Below are 18,985 nucleotides of genomic sequence, written 5' to 3'. Positions count from 1 at the left end.
GCGATAATTTTCCTGCTCATTCGCGCGGCGATTGCGATTCGAATGAGCAATTGACCTGCATTTTAACAAGATGCCCGCCCTGAACTGGCACGGTCCCTGCTTTCATCTACGTAAGGCGTGCCGTGCGCATGCCGCCGTCGTTGTCGCGACGGTCTCCACTCTTGCGTCTGAGCACGGAGCGTATGATGCCGGGCTTGCCACATCCTGACGATACAACGCTGCTGGACGGGGTCGCGCTGGTCTCGACCGACCTGTTCGACACCTTGCTACTGCGTACCATCCGCTCCGAGCGCGCGCGGATCATCGCCGGCGAGCGACGCTTCGCTCGCAAGCTGGCCGAACAAGGCCTGACGGTTGCGGAGAGCTCGCTGGTCGAAGCGCGCCTGGCAGCGCAGCGCCTTGCCTATCGCGCACTCGACATGGGCGAGCAAGACGGCGAGGTCGCATTGCATGACGTCGTCCGGCGCCAGCTCGTCATGCTCGGACTGCCCAGCGCTCGAGTGGAAGAGCTGTGCAAGATCCGTCTTGCGATCGAGCTCGCGATCGAAAAGGAGTCACTGCGGCCGAACCATGAACTTGCGGCGCTCCTGCGCCGCTGCCGCGGCGAGGGCCGCCGCGTCGTCGCGATCAGCGATATCGGGCTACCGACCGCGGCGCTTGAGGCGCTGGTCACGCATGTCCACGGTCCCGGCCTGCTCGACAGGATCTACTCCAGCGCCGATCTCGGCCTGACCAAACGGCGCGGCGATCTCTTTCACGCAGTGCTCGCCGCCGAAGGGATCGATGCCCGGCGGACCCTGCATGTCGGCGACGACCAGTTCGCCGACCACATCGTGCCGTCGGCGCTCGGCCTGCGGACCCTCCATCTGCCGCGCCCCAAGCTGCGCCGCCGCCTGTCGCGCCTGCACGGTGCGGCGAGCGAATTCGGCCGCCTCGTGCGCCAAAGGCCGCCGCGTGGACGCAGGCCGGCGGAACAGGTCCGCGATCCCCATGACTTCGGGCGCGAGGTGCTCGGGCCGATCGTGGCCGAGTTCTGCCTGGCGATCTGGCTCTACGCCGACGAAGCCGGCAAGCGCGGAGATACGGCCCTGCTGTTCTGCGCGCGCGGTGGCCTGGGCATACGCGCAGCATTCGAGCGCGCGGCGGAGCGCCTGAGCCTGCCGCTTACATTGCCGCGCGAAAACCTGATGGTTTCGCGGCTGGTTGCGGCTCGGGCTGCCATCATGGCCCGCAGCGGAGCGGCACTCGACGAGCTCGGCCGCGAATTCCGCGGCGCCAGCTTCGCCGATGTGGCAGCCGCGCTGGGCGGCAAGCGCTATGAGCTTCTCCAGTCATGGGACGAGCCGTTCGCACCCGAGCGCTTCTTCGCCATGCTCGGGCGGCCTGCGGGCGAAGACATCCTGGCCGACATCGATCGACAGAACGCGCTCTTCCGACGTCATCTTACCTCGGCCTGCGCTGGCGCGAAGCGGATCATCCTGTGCGATACGGGACTGTACGGCAGCACGCAGCGCCTGCTCGCAGCCGGCCTGCCCGATCTGAGCTTCGAAACCATCCAGCTGGCGCGCTGCAACTACAAGGGCCTAAGCGAGGACCACTTTCCGCGAGTCGTCGGGCTCGCGGTCGAACGCAATCGCTACAGCCCCTTAGCGGTCCGTTCCACGGTGCTGCGCTATTGGCAGCTGATCGAGAGCCTGTTCGAACCGGCTATCCCGTCGGTGCGTTCCTTCGCAGAAGGCACCAACGGCAACGTCACCTGCAATGCCGGCGACATCGCATTCGGCACGGTCGATCCCAGCATCGGCAACCCGCTGCTGGCCGGCGCACTCGCCTATATCGACGGCGTCGGCAGTGGCGCAGCGATCATGGCCGATGCGGCTCGGGCCTGGCCCTGGCTCCGGCGGGCAGTCACCCGTCCGATCGAGGCCGATCTCTCGGCACTGGCGATCGGCGAGCGTTCCGTCGACTTCGGTCGACCCGGCGTCGTCGGGGATCACGAGGCCTTGTCTGGTGGCGCGCTGTCCCGTCTCGCATCGATCCGCAGCCAGCTCTGGCGCGAGGGCGCGATCGCGCGCGCCTTCCCCCGCGCGCGCCTGCCATTGCTGACGGCGCTCGAAGCCTTTCATGCCCTGCGCGGGCTCTCCGCCGGATTCCATCGCTGATGCGGAACGGCATGAGCCAGGCGATGTCGACGGCGGGTGCCGAAGCGCGAGCCAGATACCGGCACGCGCGCGCTGAAGCCACGGACGGACTGCCATGCTGGCGATGAAAGCCCTCCGGGGCGCCGGCTGGCTGGTCGCCTCGCGTTTTCTCGGCCGGTTCATCGATTTCTTCACGCTACTGATCATGGCGCGGCTGCTGACGCCGGCCGATTTCGGCCTGACGGCGCTGGCCATGTCCTGCGTCGCGATCGTCGACATGGTGCTCGAGATCCCGGTGACGCAGGCCTTGGTCCGCCTCCCCCATGTCGACAAGGCCCATCTCGACACCGGTTTCACCCTCGGCGCGCTGCGGGGCCTCGCAATCGCGCTGCTGCTACTTGCCGTCGCCTGGCCATTCTCCTGGATCAATGGCGACCCGCAGCTCGTACCGGTGATCCTCGCGCTCGCCTTCGCGCCAATCGCGCGCGGCCTCGCCAGTCCTGGCCTCATCCTGTTCATCCGCGAGCTCGGCTTCTTGCGTAACTTCCTGCTGGAGACCGGCGGCAAGCTCGCCGCCTTCTGCCTGGCCGTTGCGACGCTCCTGCTCGGCGGTGGCTACTGGGCGCTCGTCGTCAACTTCATCGCGGCGCCCATCTTCGGCTGCGCCATCTCCTATCGTCTCGCGCCCTACCGCCCGGCCCTGTCGCTGTCCCGCCTGTCGGATTTCGCGAGCTTCGTCGGCTGGTTCACCTGCGCGCAGCTCGTCTCCGCGGTGAACTGGCAGTTCGATCGCATCCTGCTCGGGCTCGGCGGCAGCAAGGAGGTGCTCGGGCGCTATGCCGTTGCGGCCGATCTCTCGGTGATGCCGACCCAGAGCCTGATCGGGCCGGCGCTGCAGCCGATCATGGCCGCCTTCGCCAGGATCAAGGGCGAGGATCAGCGCTTGCGACTCGCCTTCCTCAAGGCCGCGCGCTTCAGCATGCTCGCCTCGGTGCCGTGCAGCCTGGGGATCGCCCTGACTTCAGACCTGATCGTCGAGGTCCTACTCGGCCCGAAATGGCATGGCGCCGACTGGCTGCTCAGCCTGCTCTCGCTCTCGGTGATGGCGACGCCCTATTTCCAGACGCTGTACTCGCTGAGCCTGGCACTCGGCCGCCCCGAGGTCATCTTCCGGCTCAATCTCTACGACCTCGCCATTCGTGTTCCCGCCGTCGCCATCGGCTTCCTGCAATGGGGCGCGGTCGGCATGGCCGCCGGTCGCCTGGTCGCGGCCGCGATCATGGCGGTCTTCTTCCTGCGCTGGCTCCGCAGCCTGCTTGCGATCGGCATCGCCGAGCAGCTGCTCAATCTCTGGAAGATCGCCGTCGCGGGCGCGGTGATGACGGCCGGAGTGCTCGCACTGCGCGGCGCCATCGCCGCCTGGCACCTGCCTGCCCTGGTCGAACTCGTCGCCATCGCAGCGCTGGGTGCCCTGCTGTACGGGCTGGGCCTCCTCGCCTGCGGCATGCGGCTCGCAATCGGTGCCGGGCGCCTTGATCTATCCGATCGCTGGTGGCGACCGCGGGTCGGGGCTGCCAAGACCGGGGAAGGCTGGTGAGCCAGAGGTTAGACCATCTTGACGGGCTCCGCGGTGTCGCGGCGGTCGCGGTTGTGATCTTCCATCTAATGTCGGCCCTGGTGCCGTGGCTCGTGGCGGAGCAGCAGCCAGGCGCGCATTGGCTCGCCTATACGCCCGTCGCCGTGCTCTGGAACGGGACCTTTGCGGTCTCGGTATTCTTCGTGCTGAGCGGCTTCGTTGTGACCAATGCGACGCTGCGCAAATCCGATCCGATCTGGATCGACGTCGTCATCCGCCATCTGCGGCTGGCGATTCCGGCAACCGCCAGCACGCTCGCGGCCTGGTCGTTGCTCAGCCTGTTTCCAAGCTCCGCCACGGATCTCGCCGCGCTCACCGGCAGCCGCTGGCTCGGCTGGACCTATCAGGAGGCCATCCCGGGTCCGGCGGCCGCGATCTACAACGGCATGGCCGGGATCTTCCTCAGCGGCGGCTCGTTCTTCAACAACGTTCTGTGGACGATGCGGCCCGAGCTGCTCGGTTCGATCCTGTGCTTTGTCGCTTGCGCTTTTGCTGGCCCCCGGTCGAGACTGGCGATCGCGATCGGCAGCGCCATGATCTTCATCGCCCTGCGGCGCTACGACTATGTCTGCTTCCCGCTCGGCATCATCCTGCGCGAGGCCTGGGCAACGGGGCACCTGCCCTCGGCCCTGCCGATCCCTGCAGTACTACTCGGCCTCCTCATCGGCTCGCAAAGTGGCGATGCGGCGCGCCAGCTTGGTCTCGACTGGCTGCCGGAGGCGTTGACACTGGAGAAAAAGGGCGGCCTGCTCTACCCGCTCGGCGCGCTGTTCGTCGTCTATGGCTGCATGCGGTCCGGCCTACTCGTCGCCTGGCTATCGGGCCGGACCGGGCGCTTCCTCGGCGCAATCTCGTTCCCGCTCTACCTCGTCCATGTTCCGCTGATCTATACGGTCGTGGCGGAAGCCTATCTGCGTGCAAGCGACAACGCGCTGGTGCTAGCCGGCCTCATCGCCGGTTGCCTCCTGCTCATGGTCGCCATCGCCTACGCCGCAGAGCGCTGGCTCGAGCGGCCGTTCCTCGGCCTGCTCGGTCGCTTGCGCCGGCGGTTGCGGGCAATGGCGATCGGGCGCCGCGACATGCGCGGCGCCGCCGGCTGAGCACGTCAGGGCCTGCTGCGATTGATCACGGCGCCGATGACGGTGATGCCCGCGCGCTGAAGAGTGCCGAGCGCCTCGTTCAGCTCGTCATGGGTCGTCGTGCCTTCGGCCGCGACCAGGACGACGATGTCGGCATGGGTCGCGAGCGCGACGGCATCGGAGGATTCCCCGAGCGGCGGCAGGTCGATCAGCACCTCGCCGCGTTGCCTCGCCTGGGCGACGACGAGCGCTGCGCGCGGGTCCCGGAAATCGACGAACCGGTTGAGCTGCGGCGTCTCCGAGCGGATCGGCAGCATGTCAACCCCCTCGACATTGGTGTAGGCCGCCGGCGCCGCGCTGTCCGAAGCGATCACATCGGTCAGCGATGCCCCCTCATTGCCGTGGTCGGCTTGCGTGCGGGCGGCATCCGGGCTGATGACGCTGACCTGACGACCGCGATGATTGATCAGCTGCGCGAGGTTCATCGTCAGCAGCGTCGCGCCGACACCTGCCCGCCAGGACCCGATCGCGACGACCGGGCTGCCCTGGGAGCGGCTCGCGACCCAGGCGATCTCGATCGCGGTTTGCAGGTCACGTATCGCCACCGCGAATGGGCCGGCATCCGCACGCGTGACCAGCATCGACTTGTCCGCGCTGGAAGCACGTGACTGCCCACGCCAGCCACCTACCTGGGGGACGACGGCGAGGCAGGGCAGCCCCGTTTCGCGCGGGATGTCCTGCGGGAGGCGAACCCGGCGATCGAAGACTGAAGCGAGGACGGCGACGAACAGGCCGCCGAGCAGGCTGAAGACGCCGGCGAACGCCATGATCAGACTGCCGCGCGGCGCCGAAGGCCCGAGCGGCGTCTGGGCGGCGCCGATGACCCTGGCATCCGCATCGGGGATCGGCTGCGCCGGCAGCGTGCCACTGCGGACAGCCGCCTCCGCGGTTCTGACCTGGGTCGCGAGCGTATCGAGCCTGCCCTGCAGGAACTCCGCGCCGCTGCGGGCGGCGTCGGCCTTGAAGGCGACGGACTGGAGCAGATAGGCGGATGCGGCCGCATTGGCGACGCGTGCCGGAAGGTCGGGATCAGCCGAGGAATAGGCGATCTCCAGCACATAGGACTGGCCGACGCGCCGTGCCGAGAAGCGCCGTGCGAAATTCTCGAAGGCATTGCGGCGCGGATCGACACGCAGCGACGCTTCAGTGCTCTGGCTCGCCGGTTGGGACATGCCGAATGCCGCCAGGGCACCGCGAAGCGTAGCCGTGATACGACCGCTCAACGCCTGCAGCGGGCCCGGCGACTGTGGCCCGAGCTCAGGATGGTTGCCCAAAGCCAGCGCGTCGAAAACGGTGCTCAGCAGCCGCTCGGAGCGGATCACCTGCAGCTCGCTGTCGGCGGCGTTCAGGTCGAGCGAACTCGGCGCGGCGATCTCGCGTGCCGAACTGGGAGCCTGCCGGCGTGGCTCGAGCAGCACGGTCGCGGCGGCGCTATAGGTCGGCGGCGTGGTTCGTACATAAGCAAAGCCTGCCGCCAGGCAGAGCGCGACCCAGACGGCCAGCTTGCCCTTGTGCCGGAGCCCGACGGCACCGATCGTCCGCAGCAGGGCGACCGGGCCATCGCTCACCGGCGCCATGGCCGGGTCCGGCAACGGCAGGATACGGAATGGCGCGCCGGATGCGCCCGGCTTTCCCAGCATCATCTGAACTTCCCCCTCGGCTGCAAGGCGGCGGCGCGCTCGGGCTGCATGCGCCCGCGCAGGATGTCGGCAATCCCGAGCAGATTGCCCCAGAGACGGCCGCGTCGATCGATGAAAGGCTCAGGGCGCAGCGAACGACCGAGATTGGCGGACATATTGCGGAAGAGATGATCGGCGACCTGGCCGAACGTCATCGTGCCCTTGCGCAGCATGTAGAGCGGATTGACGATCTGCGAATAGCCGAAGCGCTCGCCGGCCATGCGTCCGCCCTTAACGCCCATATGGACGCCGATCGCATCGGCGGATTTGACCAGGCGGCCGCCGCGCCGGGCCAGCGCTCCCGCAAAGTCGCGGTCCTCCAGCCAGCCATACAGCACGAGCCGCTCGTCGAAGCGAAGGTCGCCGATGCTGGCGAGGCGAAAGGCCATGTTGCACCCGTAAGGGCTGTAGGGCTCGATCCAGGACCAGTCGCTCGCCGGGGGCGCCGCGACCAGCTTCATCGCCTCTGCAAGCGCGATGCCGGGACCGCCCACCCCGTCGGCCAGGACCCGGCCGGTGAAGGCGACGATGCTGGCCTCATCGCGGAAGGTCCGGGCGGCCGTGGACAGCCAGTCCTCATGGGCGACGAAGTCGTCGTCGAAGAAGGCGACGATCTCGGTGCCGGTCGGCAGATGCGCGAGCGCCGTGTTGCGCTGCGCTGCGAGCCCGGCCGGTCCGGTCAGCACGACGACGTCATTGCGCCCCTGCAGATCGCCGGCATCGGCCGGATCGATGCATGAGACGATGACGCTGTCTGGTTTCAGGCTCTGCCGGGCGAGCAGATGCAGCACAGTCTGCGTCATCACCTCCGGCCGGCCGCGTGTGGCGATGACAGCGGCGATGCGCGGTGCCGGGACTGCCGGCGCCGCCGGAGCAGGGCGACGCACGTTCGGCGACTGCGCCAAGTCCAGATAGCCCTCGGCGGTGCTGCGCCAGGAGAACAGCGGCAGGCGCTCGCGGCCAAGCCCGCTCAGCTCCTGCCGCAGTGTTGCCGAACCCGCCAGTGTTCTGATGTGTTCGACCCACGCTGCCGGATCCGCAGGTGATGCGAGCAACGCGGCATCACCACAGACCTCCGGCATGCTGGCACAGTTCGAGGAGACGACCGGGCAGCCGCGGGCCATCGCCTCGATGATCGGCAGGCCGAACCCTTCGGTCCAGGACGGGAAAGCCAGGCACAGCGCCCGCTCGAGCAGAAAGGCGAGGTCATCGTCGCTGACCCGCCCCAGCAAGGTGACGTTGGCGGCTTGCGCCAGCTGCTCCGAAGCGAAGATGCCGTTGCCGCCTCCGGCGATGACGACGTCGATGCCGAGCGCCGCAAGGGCCGGCGCGATCATGGTGAGAAGGGCGAGGTTCTTGTGGCGCGCCTGCGAACCGAATGCCAGGACGAAAGGCCGTTCGGCAGCGCCGCGCGCCGCCAGCAATGCCGGAGCCTGCTCGGCCTTGGCCGGATCCCAGGCAAGGGCGTGCTCATGGCCGTTCGGGAGCACGGCGATATCGGCGGCGCGCAGCGGCAGGTGTCGTGCCAGCTGCCGGGCAGAGGCCTGCGAGACGGTGGCGATCCGGGCGCTGCGGCGCGCCAGCAGCGGCTGCAGCGTCCTGTATGCGGTGCGAAAGCCGCGGCTGTAGCTCTCCGGTGCCGTGAAGACATTGGCATCGTGGATGCAGACGATCTGGTCGCCCTTCATCGCCGGCGCCGTATTGGAGAGATTGAGGAGCCGCCCGCCCCAGAGCCGCGGCAATTCGAGCTGCTCCCAGCCATGCCCCGCCAGTCGCCCGCCTTGGATCGTCTCGATCGCCTGCAGGGCCATGGCATCGGTGCCCCGTGGCGCGAGCAGGATGGCTTTCCGGCCAGCCGCGGCGAGACGCTCGTCGAGGGCCGAGACGACGTTGCGCGTATAGCGCTGCACGCCGGTGATGGCCTGCGACAGGAAGCGGCCGTTCACCGCGAAGGTCTCGGTCATATCCTCGCTCCGGTGAACGCAGGGAGAGGCCTGGGAACGCTCGAGGTTCGTGGCCTGATCGCGGCCGCGAGCGCGGCCAGCATGCAGAAGAAGAAGCCCTGGTCGATGATCGGGCCGACGAGCAGATCGCCGATTAGCAGGCCGGCATAGCCATTGCGCGTGGCGACTGCGACATCGGCCTCCAGGCTGCCCGGCTGGCCGCGCGGGCGCAGGAAGCATTCGAAGACGAAGACCGCGTAGAAGAGCGCGCCGGGAACCCCGACGCTCGCGAGCAACGCGACGGCAAAGCTCGAGGCACGCGCGGTCCCCAGCCCGACGCCCAGCCCCCAGCTGTCGAGGAAGTTCTGGAAGGAGATGACGTTCCAGGAACTGCGTTCGATGCCCGAATCGGAGCTCGCCTTATTGAGCACGACAAGGTCGACATAGCCGTAGACTTTAGCGGTCGCGTCGGGATCGAGCAGGAGCAACACGACGGCCAACAGCCCGACGACCGGCGCACCGAGGGCGAAGATGGTCGCCTGCCGCGCCGCATTGCCCAGCACGAGCCGGGCGATGGCGAAGGCATAGAGCAGGAGCAGCATCACCGGGGCCCCTGCCAGCCCGGTCGAGGAGGTCGACAGGACGATCAAGGCGAGCGAGAGTCCGGCGATCGTGCCGGTAAGGCCGGGGCGCACGCCGCAGAGCCACAAGGTGCCGGTGAAGCCGAGCACGCCGAGAGTCGAACGCGCGAAGACCGAGGCCTCCGTATACGAGCCGACGATCCGTTTCATCCCGGCGATCTCGGAGTCGGTGTGCAGCGTGTAGCGGGCGTTGCGGATGAAGCCGAGCAGCTCTTGCGTGCCGGTGGCATAGGTCGCGATGTCGAGGACGGCGAAGACGGTGTTGGCGACGCAGCAGGCGAGCAGTGCCTTGAAGACGGCCGAGAAGCCCTCGCGTGTCGCGGCGATGGCGGTCAGCGTGATCAGGCAGAGCAGCGTGGTAGAAAGATAGAGGCTCTGCGTGACATTGCTCGAGACCGGCGCCAGCGGCACCGTCGAGCCCGTATCGTCGAAGGCTGTGGTTCCGAGCGGGATGATCTCGGTGATGCCGGCGAACATGCGCGGCATCAGGAAGGCGCTGGCGACGCCATAGGCGACGAGGCAGGTGAACCAGAAGCCGGGCTCGTTCGGATGCAGGGCTCGAAGGGCGGCCGCGGCCTCGCGGCGGCGGCTCAGCACCCCGAAAGCCAGGAAAACCAGCATCACATGCCCAGGCTGGATGTTGGCGGCGCCGATTAGCATGGCCGCAGCGGCGCCGAGCACCGCCATGATCGCGAGCCCGTAGACGAGCGCGCCCGTGCCGAGCATCAGGCAGATCAGGCCGATCAGGATGGTCAGCACGCCGATTGGCTCGATGCTCATGGCAGCCGAGCCTTCCGCGGTGGTGACTGCCCGCCTTCGCCCCGATCGTACCGGCACGCCATGGTCATTCGGCCAGCACCATCAGCGAGTAGCCGCCCAGCATGCGGACTGTCAGGTCAGGGTTGAGCGAGAAGCAGAGCCGGCGCGGCAGGCGCATCAGCCGGCTGCTCAGCGCCTGGTTGGGCAGCTCCAGCCGGCTCGCGGTGTAGGCATGGTCGATGACCCGGTAGCCGCAATCGGCCAGCGTCGCGAGCGCGGTTTCCTTGAAGAAGTAATGCAGGTGACCGACGTTCTCGCGCAGCTTGGTGATCGGCCAGCCGCGCAGCAGCGACTGGACGGACAGATCCAGCGGAATGTGAAAGACCTTGTAGCGGCCCTTGCTTCGCAAGGCCTTGATGAAGGCGATGTAGTCCTCGACATGCTCGACCACGTCGGCGATCACGAGCAGGTCGTAATCTGACGGGCCTTCGGTCGTGAAATCGCCGAGCGAGAATGTGACCTTGTCGGTCTCCTTGTACTTGGCGCGCTGAAATGCGTGCGGCGAGATCTCGTAGCCGTGGAAGCGTGCCTGCGGGAAGGCCTTCGCCAGGTTGAACAGGATCTCGCCGGTGCCGCAGCCGACCTCGCAGGCCTTTTCGAAGGTGATCGCGTTCTTGCGCAGGATCGCCTCGACCTGCCGTGCCTTCCACGGCGAATCCTCCTCGTGCCAGGTCGGGTTAAGGTCGGCATACACTTCGCTCTGATAGATCGTCTGCATCAGGTTCTTCCTCGATATCGCGGAGGGCCGGCCTCGATCACGCCAGGCTCTGGACCAGAGCCGGGCGCGGCTGCGCCGGCGGCATGGCCATCGAGATCGTCCCGGCGAGTGGCTTGAGCAGCTGGTTGATGTGGAGCGCCATCTGCTTCTCGAAGACGGCGGCCGAGAAATTCCGGGCATAGGCCGCGATCTCGCGCGGCTGCCAGGCGATCGCCCGGGCCCGCTCTTCAGCGGCGATCAGCGCATCGACGCTCTGCTCGTCGAAGAAGACGCCACTCATGCCGTCGACCACAGTCTCGGTCGCGCCGCCGCGGCGAAAGGCGATCACCGGCCGCCCGCTCGCCATGGCTTCGACCGGCACGATCCCGAAATCCTCCTCCCCGGGGAAGATCAGAGCGCGGCAGCGCGAGTAGTGGTAGCGCAGGACGCTGAAGGGCTGTGGCCCGAGCACCTGGACATTCGGCTTGGCGATGCGGCGCAGCTCGGCCAGCATCTCGCCTCCGCCGATCACAACGAGGCGCCGGCCGGTGCGATTGAAGGCTTCGACGGCGAGTTCCGGCCGCTTGTAGCCGACGAGCTCGCCGACCATCAGGCAGTAATCCTCGACGAGCCCGCTCGGCAGAACCTCGAAGGCGTCGACATCGACGGGCGGATGGATCACCGTCGAGGCGCGGCGGTAATAGCGATGCAGCCGGGTCGCGACCGTCTCGGAATTGGCGACGAAGTGATCGACGCGATTGGCCGAGACGCTGTCCCAATTGCGGATGTAATGGGCCAGCATCGGCATGGCCAGACGCGTGATCGGTCCGGAACGTTCCCTGTATTCGTGGAACATGTTCCAAATGTAGCGCATCGGCGAATGGCAATAGCAGATGTGCATCGCGCCCGGCGGCGGCACGATGCCCTTGGCCGGACCGGACTCGCTGGAAATGATCAGGTCGTAGCCGCGCAGGTCGAGCTGCTCGAGCGCGAGCGGCATCAGCGGTAGATAGCGCTGGTAGAGTTTCGCCGCCCGCGGCAGCCTGCCGATGAAGCTCGTCGTCACCTTGTGGCGCCGGATCTCGTCGGAGACCGCTTCGGGCACGTAGACATGGGTGAAGACGTCCGCACCCGGATACATCCGGCACAGCGCCTCGATCACCTTCTCGCCGCCGCGCATGCCGACGAGCCAGTAATGGACGATCGCGATTTTCATGGGCCGAGGAACTCCATCGAACTCATCTGGTCCGGGCTTGGCGTGCCCAACGTGTTCATCGTCTGCGGCTGCCTTACCGACTGCCGCGCTGCATCAGCACCGCCGGCACCGTCTTCACCAGGATCTTGGCATCGAGCAGGAGGTGCCACTCCGAGGCGTACTGGCTGTCCAGCGAGACGCGGGTGGCATAGGAGCAGTCGCTGCGGCCGCTGATCTGCCAGAGGCCGGTGAGGCCTGGCGGCACCGAGAAGCAATGGGTGAAGGCCTCGCCATAGCGTTCGCGCTCGGCTGCCACGATGGGGCGTGGCCCGACGAAGCTCATCTCGCCGGCAATGATGTTGAAGAGTTGCGGCAGCTCGTCGAGGCTCGAGCGCCGCAGGAATGCGCCCACTGGCGTGATCCGTGGGTCGTGCGTCAGCTTCTGGCTTTCGGCCCATTCCTGCGCGGCGGCCGGATCGGAGGCGAGCAGCTGCTGCAGTGCATCGTCGGCATTGGTGGCCATGGTGCGAAACTTCCAGCAGCGGAAGCTTTTGCCGCTGCGGCCGATCCGCGCCTGTTTGAAGATGGCCGGGCCACCATCGCCTGCCCGGATCAAGGCAGCGATGAGCAGCATCAAGGGCGCAAGCAGGAGGAGAAGAACGACGCCTGCCGCAAGGTCGATGCCACGCTTTACTACAATTCGGGCCGAGTTGTATTCATCCCGCGTTACACGTACGGGTAAAGAGAAGGAGGCCGGCAATTCCTGCGAGTCCGGAAAACGGCTCATTGCAGCACCTTACTCATAAACCGCATCTTAATAGATTATTAACGCTCAACGAATACATCGCAATAGGCTTTTGTGCGCTGCAGCATATTTGATCAGAGCAGGTGATAGCTGATTGAAGCCTAGGCGTTGTCGGGAAAATTCCTGACAGATTCGATGAAAATTCGACCCTTTTGGCGGCATTCCGCCAAGCGAGCCTCGGCGGCAAGCCGAAATCGCACTGCGTCGCGGTGACGCAGCGTGAGGAACGACATGAAATGTTCGGAGCGATCGAGGGTGAACTAAATTATTTAATCGCGTTACTGAAACCATCCGCGGGTGATGGCGTATTGCACGATCTGCTGTCGACTATCGATGCTGAGCTTGTTACTGGCGCGCGCCTTATAGGTTTCAGCGGACTTCGTGGTAATTCCGATGCGCTCGGCCGCTTCACGAATACTGAAGCCAAGGGCGATCAGGCGCAGGATTTCCTGCTCCCGGTCCGTCAGGATCGACCCGCGGCGCGCGCCTGCGGGCGTCAAGACGGACTCCGCCGAATCGAGGAAGCAGCCGCCGCGGAGAACTGTCGCGATCGCCTTGCAGACGACCGAGCCGGGCGATTGCTTCAGGACATAGCCGCGCACCCCGACTGCAAGCAGGCGATGGGCGCGGGCATTGTCCAGCTCCTCCGCCACGACAAGAATTCGCTGCGTCGGAAGATCGTTCAGCAGGCCTTCGGCGACTGAAATCCCGTTGAAATTCTCGCCGATGACCGCGACGTCCGGAGCCGCCTTCTCGATGACCTTTGCAAGGTCGGCCGACGAGTGGACCTCGCCGACAACGACCATACTTGGTTGCTCGGCGAGGCAGAACCGCAGTCCTGCCAGGAAGATCGGATGTTCGTCTGCGAGAAAAATACGAGCGGGGCGCTCGAATGACAGCATAGGCCAACCTCCGCATGGACGGGAGCCCGGTTCAGCCGATCGCAAATCGGCTTGGATTTGCCCGCGATATCTAGTTCTGCGCCCCGGCCGTGCCGGGAGGGGGCAGCGAGGAGATGATCGATTGCAACGAGGCGCGCTCGACCCTAACGATGTCTCCGGGCAGGATCGGCGACCCCTCTTCGATCGCGATCTCGTTGACCATGTCGCCCTGGCGGCGCTGCACGCTGAAGCGCATGCGCGAGAGCTGCTTTTCCTGCTGGCTCTGCAGCCTGGGCGCGAGCGCGGTCGATTCATGGATGAGCGCGCGCAGCGCCGCGATCCGGTCCTCCGACTGCTTGAGCGAAAGCTGCGTCTCGCGCAGCTCGCGCCCGGTATCGATCTCACGCTGGTTCTGGAGGTCGGCCAGCGTGCGGTCGATGCGGCTGATCTCCTGCTTCGCGCGCGCCGTGGCGAGCATCAGGTCGAGCGCCTGGCTCTCGGATTGCGCCAGATTCTGCTCGACCGCGAGCTGGCGGGGGCTCACGGCCAGTCCCTTGCTAATCAAGCTATTGATATTGTTGAGCTCCCGCCGGATCAAATCCTGCTGGCGCTGCTGGGTCACCGCCTTGGCGCCGAGCGTGCGCAACTCCTCATCCAGAAGCCCGCGCGATTGCTGCAGGAGATCGATTTGCGAACGGACGGCCTTGCGACGCGAGGCAAACAGCGCGCTCTCCTCGCGCATCGCCTGGGCGGCGCCATCGTCGATGTTCCTGCGGACATCATCGGAGAAACTGATCGATTCTGCCTGGCGCGCTTCGGCCAGCAGCCTGTCGCGGCGCACCTGCAGGGCCAGCAACTGCGTCTGCTGGACGCGGATCTCTCCCTCGGCGACGATCGTCTCGCGCTCGAAACGGCCCAGAGCCAGTTCCATGCGCTGGAACCCGCCTGCGATCGCGACCGCCTGCAATGCGGTCATCGTCGGGCGGAAGGCGTATTCGCCGGGCTTTTCGACGACGCCGACGATGTAGATCGGCCGATATTGCGCGATCTCGACGGCTGCCGCGGGCGCATTGACGAGCCCGGCAGTGCCCTTCAGCCGTTCCGAGATCAGCGCCGCGATCTCCGCCGGCGCCTTGCCATCGACAGAGAACGTACCGACCACCGGCAGCGAGAGCATGCCCGTCGAGCTAACGGTGAACTCGCCGCTGAGCGCCGACCACTCGAACAGCTCGCGCGAATTCGGCCGCCATTCCGATACCTTGATCTTGAGCCGGTCCTGCGCGGCGACACGGTATTCGAAGTCATTTGCCCAGGCCTGCCCGGCGCCGGTCCCCGCAAACATCAGAGACAACGCCGTCAGCAGGCGGGCGAGCGCCCCGGCCTGGGTACGCATACGCCTCGGGAAAACATGGTCGAGGAGGGTGAGACGTCTCACGAAACTCTCCGCTGCGGACTGCTCCGACAGCTCCCAAGCAAATCCGTTGCCAGCCCCTCACGTGCCGTTAGCACGCCCTTAACCATGACGGCCCAGGCTGGTGGACATCCCTCGCGTCCGTGAAGCCTTTCTCGGACCGGCGAGCAAAGCTATAGTCACAGGCCGATAGCGAGCCGCGAAAGCACGAGCGATGCTGATCGTTTTCTTCCTGGCTGCCATCGCCAGCGGCGCACTGACCCTCTGGCTGATGTGGCCGCATGGCCTGCTGGTCGCGTTGATCGCCGCCGCCGTGGCCGCCAGCGCGGTCGTTGCCGTCTTCGCCGTGCTCGTGACCGCCCTCAGGTCCCGAAACGCGAGCGACGAAGAGCGACGCTCTCGCGGCGTCCTCGACATCCTCGGGCCGCGCCAGCCTCGCTGACCGTTCGCTGCACCGGCCTTCTGGCACATGAATTGCTGATCTTCCCCGCAACAGTGCCTGGCGCCATCGCGCGCCGTGCCACTGCCTGCCATTGCGAGGGGAGACGGGGCAATGACGGTGCCTGCCCGGTTTCGTAGTTCGGACCGAGACCGCGACACGGATCTCGACAGGCTCGGACCGCTCTACGGACAGCTCGAGCAGGCGCTCGCGGGTATCGAGCGCGAAAGCGCCGGGTTGTCGCGCCGGCTCGACGAGGCCCGCACCCGCGCGGCAACGCTACTCGGCAATGAGGACGGGATCTATTTCGAGCGCGAGCCGGCCGACGAAGTCCGGCTGGTCGAGGCGGAGGCGCAGATGATGGCCGCCTTCCGCCGGCTCGAGCAGCTGCGGGCGCAAAGGTCGATGCTCGCCGCCTGGCGCACCGAGATCGAAGACACCGGCATCGGCCGCATACTGCGTGGCGGAACCAGAGCGAGCAGATGGTTCTCCCGCCTCCTGCGCCTGGTGCGGTCGCGCATAGCCGCCATCCGGCGCCTTTCCCGCTTCTCCGGCTGGGCGCTGATGCTCGTGATCGTCTATGCCACGCTGTCGGGCATCGAGCAGCGGCCATCCGTAGCCTGGCTGATGCCGGATTTCGAACGCGGCCTTGCCTTTCTCGCCACGGCCACCGCCTTCGCGATCGGCTATCCGCGGCAGCGCTTTCTCATCTTCGCCGCTGGTCTTGCTGCGGTAATCTCGCTCGAGCTCGCCCAGAACTGGTCGCCGACGCGGCACGGCACCATCCACGACGCCTGGATCAAAGCCGTCGGCCTTGGGCTGGGCTTTGCGCTCGTTTCCGGCGTGGAGCGGCTCAAACCATCTGCGAGGAGCTCGTGAAAATCGACCCGATGACGCAGGCTTCGGCGATCGCCGCCGCACCCTCTCCTCAGGGTTCCGCCGCCACGATCATCCCCATCGTGCTGTGCGGCGGCGCTGGATCGCGGCTCTGGCCGGCCTCACGCGAAGCGTTCCCGAAGCAGTTCATTTCCCTGCTCGGCGAGACATCGATGTTCCAGCAGACGCTGGGCCGGATCCGGCACCCGCTGTTCGGCGCTCCGGTGATCGTCACCCATGAGGATTTCCGCTTCCTGGTGCTGAGCCAGATGAAGCAGGTCCAGACCGAAGGCGAGATCCTGCTCGAGCCGGCGCGCCGTGATTCCGCCCCTGCCATCGCCGCCGCCGTGAGCTTCATCCAGAAGCGCGATCCAAAGGCGCTCGTGCTCGTGCTCGCCTCCGACCATCTGATCGGCGACCTGCCGGCCTTCCGCAGCGCCGTCGAGACCGCGGCAGCCGCTGCCGCCCAGGGCCAGCTGGTCACCTTCGGCATCGTCCCGGACAAGCCCGCGACTGGCTATGGCTACATCAGGCCTGCCGTCGGCATGGAAGATGCCCGAAAGGTGCTGAGCTTCGTCGAAAAGCCCGATGCGCCGACTGCGGCGCGCTATCTCGACGAGGGCTATCTCTGGAACAGCGGCATGTTCCTGTTCCGCGCCGACAGCTTCATGGCCGAACTCGCCAGGCACGAGCCGGCGATTGCGAATGCGGCGACGGCCGCCGTAGCGCACGCCAGGGAGGATATCGGCTTCCATCGCCTCGACGCCGAGCATTTCGCTGCCGCGCCGCGCAAATCGATCGACTATGCCGTGATGGAGCGCACAGAGCTCGCCAGCGTCGTTCCCTCCTCCTTCGGCTGGTCCGATGTCGGCAGCTGGTCCAGCGTGTGGGAGGCCTCGCCGCGGGACGAGGCCGGCAATGCCGGCGGAGCGAATGTCGAATTCGTCGACAGCAGCAACTGCTATGTCCAGAGCAGCGGCCCCCTCACCGTGCTGGTCGGCATGGAGGATGCCGTGGTCGTGGTCGAGAACGATGCGGTGATGGTGACCAGGCGCGATTGCGCCGAGCAGGTCAAAGGCGCCTTCGAGCGGCTCAAGGCTGGCGGACATCCGGCCGTGGTCAGTTCGCGCCGGGTCGACCGACCCTGGGGCTATTACCAGACGCTCGACCTCGCCGCGCGTTTCCAGGTCAAGCGCATCGTCGTCGATCCCGGCCAGAAGCTGTCCCTGCAGAGCCATTATCATCGTGCCGAGCACTGGGTCGTGGTCCGCGGCACCGCCGAGGTGACGCGCGACGCCGAGACCATCCTCGTGCACGAGAACGAGTCGATCTATCTGCCGATCGGCTGCGTCCATCGCATGGCAAATCCGGGCAAGATCCTGCTCGAGATCATCGAGGTCCAGTCTGGCTCCTATCTCGGCGAGGACGACATCGTCCGCTACGAGGACGTCTACCGCCGGGTGTGAGCGGCGGCGGGCTCAGGATGCTCCGGCTGGCGCGGCTCTGAGGCTGTCTCCTGCAAGATGCGGCCGTGCCTCGGCACGTCCGTCCGCGGCAAGCAGGGCCCGTGCATGGGCATGCACGACCTTGTCGAGGCTGAAACGATCGATGTAGTCGACGCGGTACTGCGCATGGCGGCGCTCCGACACGACATGGTCGTGATAATGCACCATCGCCGTGACGAAACCGGCCATGTCGCCCAGCGGAACGAGCCGGCCGAGCCGATCATCGGCAATGATGTCGCTCGGTCCGAATTCGCAATCGAAGGCGACCACCGGCAGGCCGAAGCGCAGCGCCTCGCAGATGGCAAGAGACCAGCCTTCCCAGCGTGCGCCCGACAGATAGACGTCGCTGTTCGACAGCGGAATGGCCGGGCTGTCAGGGTAGTTCTCGATCGTGACCCGGTCGGCAAGGCCGAGTTCGTTGATCAGGGTGCGGATCGCCGGCTCCTCCTCGCCGTAGCCGACGAGCGCAAGCTCGGCATCCTCGCGCTTCTCGCAGAAGGCGGCGAAGGCGCGCAGAAGGATGTCGTAGCCCTTCTGATAGGCGAAGCGACCGACCGTCACGAAGCGGATCGGACGGCCGATCGCGGGGGCCGGCAGAGGAACCGGAGTATCGAAGGAGCGTACGGGATTGGGCACCCAGACATGTTCGATCCTGCTCGGATAATCGCTTCGGAAGGCGTCGAGCTGGCGCGGCGACGTTCCGAAGACGCGCGCCAGCCGCGGCAGGACCAGAAACCGCATCGCCTCGAACAGCAGACTCGCCTTGAAGGAGCGCCGCTCGAGCCTGGGATTACCGTGAAGGTAGAGGATGAAGCGGCGCCGGATGCCGAGGCAGCAAAGCCAGAACACGGCAGTCGGCTCGACCTGCGGCGCCACGACGAGATCGAACCTCCCGCCGGCGATCGTCTTCCGGACCCGCCGCAGCAGGTCCAGCCGCCCGCCGGAGAAGCTGAGAATGACCTCGTACGGCCGAAGCTGGCCGACGATCTGCTCGAAGGGCGAGGTGTAGAGGACTGAAATGTCGAGATCGCCCTCGTACTCGGTCGCCAGCGCCGAGCAGATCGAGTCGGTGACGCGCTCGATGCCGGCGAACGACCGCGTCGGCGGCACGATGTAAAGGACCTTGGTCTTCTCGCCCGACATCGCGCGTTCGCTCGCCGTCATGACGGGCTGCCGGC

At 66.6% G+C, this 18,985-nt stretch carries 15 protein-coding genes; 6 read left to right on the top strand and 9 right to left on the bottom strand.

The features are described 5' to 3' along the window. Nucleotides 1-185: 185 nt before the first annotated feature. The 3 genes from AC3WLC_RS04850 to AC3WLC_RS04840 all read left to right on the top strand — a co-directional run bounded on the left by AC3WLC_RS04850 (nt 186) and on the right by AC3WLC_RS04840 (nt 4,877). Nucleotides 186-2,162 (top strand): hydrolase, encoded by a 1,977-nt coding sequence (locus tag AC3WLC_RS04850; protein ID WP_493682802.1) that lies wholly within the window; start codon nt 186-188, stop codon nt 2,160-2,162. A 94-nt stretch (nt 2,163-2,256) separates the two neighbouring features. Next, a complete protein-coding gene (locus tag AC3WLC_RS04845; protein ID WP_493682801.1) occupies nt 2,257-3,738 on the top strand; it encodes an oligosaccharide flippase family protein in 1,482 nt (493 codons plus the stop codon). After that, nucleotides 3,735-4,877 carry an acyltransferase family protein gene (locus AC3WLC_RS04840; protein WP_493682800.1) on the top strand — a complete coding sequence of 381 codons (1,143 nt, stop codon included), beginning with the start codon at nt 3,735-3,737 and terminating at the stop codon, nt 4,875-4,877. Before AC3WLC_RS04845 ends, AC3WLC_RS04840 begins: the two co-directional genes overlap by 4 nt. A 5-nt stretch (nt 4,878-4,882) precedes the next feature. On the opposite strand, the gene AC3WLC_RS04835 is transcribed toward AC3WLC_RS04840, so the two are convergent. The 8 genes from AC3WLC_RS04835 to AC3WLC_RS04800 all read right to left on the bottom strand — a co-directional run bounded on the left by AC3WLC_RS04835 (nt 4,883) and on the right by AC3WLC_RS04800 (nt 15,011). After that, a complete protein-coding gene (locus AC3WLC_RS04835; RefSeq protein WP_493682799.1) occupies nt 4,883-6,559 on the bottom strand; it encodes a Wzz/FepE/Etk N-terminal domain-containing protein in 1,677 nt (558 codons plus the stop codon). Further along, complete coding sequence (locus tag AC3WLC_RS04830; protein ID WP_493682798.1) at nt 6,556-8,559, bottom strand: glycosyltransferase; 2,004 nt, start codon at nt 8,557-8,559, stop codon at nt 6,556-6,558. The genes AC3WLC_RS04835 and AC3WLC_RS04830 overlap by 4 nt, the downstream gene beginning before the upstream one ends. Beyond that, nucleotides 8,556-9,959 (bottom strand): hypothetical protein, encoded by a 1,404-nt coding sequence (locus tag AC3WLC_RS04825; protein WP_493682797.1) that lies wholly within the window; start codon nt 9,957-9,959, stop codon nt 8,556-8,558. The genes AC3WLC_RS04830 and AC3WLC_RS04825 overlap by 4 nt, the downstream gene beginning before the upstream one ends. 64 nt (nt 9,960-10,023) lie before the next feature. Then, nucleotides 10,024-10,716, bottom strand: coding sequence for a class I SAM-dependent methyltransferase (locus AC3WLC_RS04820; protein ID WP_493682796.1), 693 nt, complete (start codon nt 10,714-10,716; stop codon nt 10,024-10,026). 37 nt (nt 10,717-10,753) lie between these two features. Then, nucleotides 10,754-11,911 carry a glycosyltransferase gene (locus tag AC3WLC_RS04815; protein WP_493682795.1) on the bottom strand — a complete coding sequence of 386 codons (1,158 nt, stop codon included), beginning with the start codon at nt 11,909-11,911 and terminating at the stop codon, nt 10,754-10,756. Between the two features lie 73 nt (nt 11,912-11,984). Further along, the gene (locus AC3WLC_RS04810) at nt 11,985-12,650 is read right to left on the bottom strand and encodes a sugar transferase (protein WP_493682794.1); all 666 of its coding nucleotides are present in this window, start codon (nt 12,648-12,650) and stop codon (nt 11,985-11,987) included. A gap of 323 nt (nt 12,651-12,973) precedes the next feature. Next, nucleotides 12,974-13,597: a LuxR C-terminal-related transcriptional regulator gene (locus AC3WLC_RS04805; protein WP_493682793.1), complete on the bottom strand. Its 624-nt coding sequence runs from the start codon at nt 13,595-13,597 to the stop codon at nt 12,974-12,976. A 70-nt stretch (nt 13,598-13,667) separates the two neighbouring features. Further along, nucleotides 13,668-15,011: a polysaccharide biosynthesis/export family protein gene (locus AC3WLC_RS04800; protein ID WP_493682792.1), complete on the bottom strand. Its 1,344-nt coding sequence runs from the start codon at nt 15,009-15,011 to the stop codon at nt 13,668-13,670. 190 nt (nt 15,012-15,201) lie between these two features. On the opposite strand from AC3WLC_RS04800, the gene AC3WLC_RS04795 reads away from it, so the two are divergent. The 3 genes from AC3WLC_RS04795 to AC3WLC_RS04785 all read left to right on the top strand — a co-directional run bounded on the left by AC3WLC_RS04795 (nt 15,202) and on the right by AC3WLC_RS04785 (nt 17,768). After that, nucleotides 15,202-15,429 carry a hypothetical protein gene (locus AC3WLC_RS04795; protein ID WP_493682791.1) on the top strand — a complete coding sequence of 76 codons (228 nt, stop codon included), beginning with the start codon at nt 15,202-15,204 and terminating at the stop codon, nt 15,427-15,429. Nucleotides 15,430-15,540: 111 nt separating this feature from the next. Then, nucleotides 15,541-16,305, top strand: a complete 765-nt coding sequence (locus tag AC3WLC_RS04790; RefSeq protein WP_493682790.1) for a hypothetical protein — start codon at nt 15,541-15,543, stop codon at nt 16,303-16,305. A gap of 11 nt (nt 16,306-16,316) precedes the next feature. Beyond that, nucleotides 16,317-17,768, top strand: coding sequence for a mannose-1-phosphate guanylyltransferase/mannose-6-phosphate isomerase (locus tag AC3WLC_RS04785; RefSeq protein WP_493683127.1), 1,452 nt, complete (start codon nt 16,317-16,319; stop codon nt 17,766-17,768). A gap of 12 nt (nt 17,769-17,780) precedes the next feature. Here the strand turns inward: AC3WLC_RS04785 and AC3WLC_RS04780 are convergent, their stop codons facing one another. Continuing rightward, a complete protein-coding gene (locus AC3WLC_RS04780) occupies nt 17,781-18,971 on the bottom strand; it encodes a glycosyltransferase (protein ID WP_493682789.1) in 1,191 nt (396 codons plus the stop codon). Nucleotides 18,972-18,985: the final 14 nt, after the last annotated feature.

It is taken from the genome of Allobosea sp. GW821-FHT03A12, assembly GCF_058986765.1.
Note: the sequence above shows the minus strand (reverse complement) of the source record. Positions and strands in the feature narration are given on the sequence as shown.

What these genes read in the sequence shown, in the direction of transcription:
- AC3WLC_RS04850 (WP_493682802.1), top strand. Translation starts at nt 186, where the DNA reads ATGCCGGGCTTGCCACATCCTGACGATACAACGCTGCTGGACGGGGTC.
- AC3WLC_RS04845 (WP_493682801.1), top strand. Translation starts at nt 2,257, where the DNA reads ATGCTGGCGATGAAAGCCCTCCGGGGCGCCGGCTGGCTGGTCGCCTCG.
- AC3WLC_RS04835 (WP_493682799.1), bottom strand. Translation starts at nt 6,559, where the DNA reads ATGATGCTGGGAAAGCCGGGCGCATCCGGCGCGCCATTCCGTATCCTG.
- AC3WLC_RS04830 (WP_493682798.1), bottom strand. Translation starts at nt 8,559, where the DNA reads ATGACCGAGACCTTCGCGGTGAACGGCCGCTTCCTGTCGCAGGCCATC.
- AC3WLC_RS04825 (WP_493682797.1), bottom strand. Translation starts at nt 9,959, where the DNA reads ATGAGCATCGAGCCAATCGGCGTGCTGACCATCCTGATCGGCCTGATC.
- AC3WLC_RS04820 (WP_493682796.1), bottom strand. Translation starts at nt 10,716, where the DNA reads ATGCAGACGATCTATCAGAGCGAAGTGTATGCCGACCTTAACCCGACC.
- AC3WLC_RS04815 (WP_493682795.1), bottom strand. Translation starts at nt 11,911, where the DNA reads ATGAAAATCGCGATCGTCCATTACTGGCTCGTCGGCATGCGCGGCGGC.
- AC3WLC_RS04805 (WP_493682793.1), bottom strand. Translation starts at nt 13,597, where the DNA reads ATGCTGTCATTCGAGCGCCCCGCTCGTATTTTTCTCGCAGACGAACAT.
- AC3WLC_RS04795 (WP_493682791.1), top strand. Translation starts at nt 15,202, where the DNA reads ATGCTGATCGTTTTCTTCCTGGCTGCCATCGCCAGCGGCGCACTGACC.
- AC3WLC_RS04790 (WP_493682790.1), top strand. Translation starts at nt 15,541, where the DNA reads ATGACGGTGCCTGCCCGGTTTCGTAGTTCGGACCGAGACCGCGACACG.
- AC3WLC_RS04785 (WP_493683127.1), top strand. Translation starts at nt 16,317, where the DNA reads ATGACGCAGGCTTCGGCGATCGCCGCCGCACCCTCTCCTCAGGGTTCC.
- AC3WLC_RS04780 (WP_493682789.1), bottom strand. Translation starts at nt 18,971, where the DNA reads ATGACGGCGAGCGAACGCGCGATGTCGGGCGAGAAGACCAAGGTCCTT.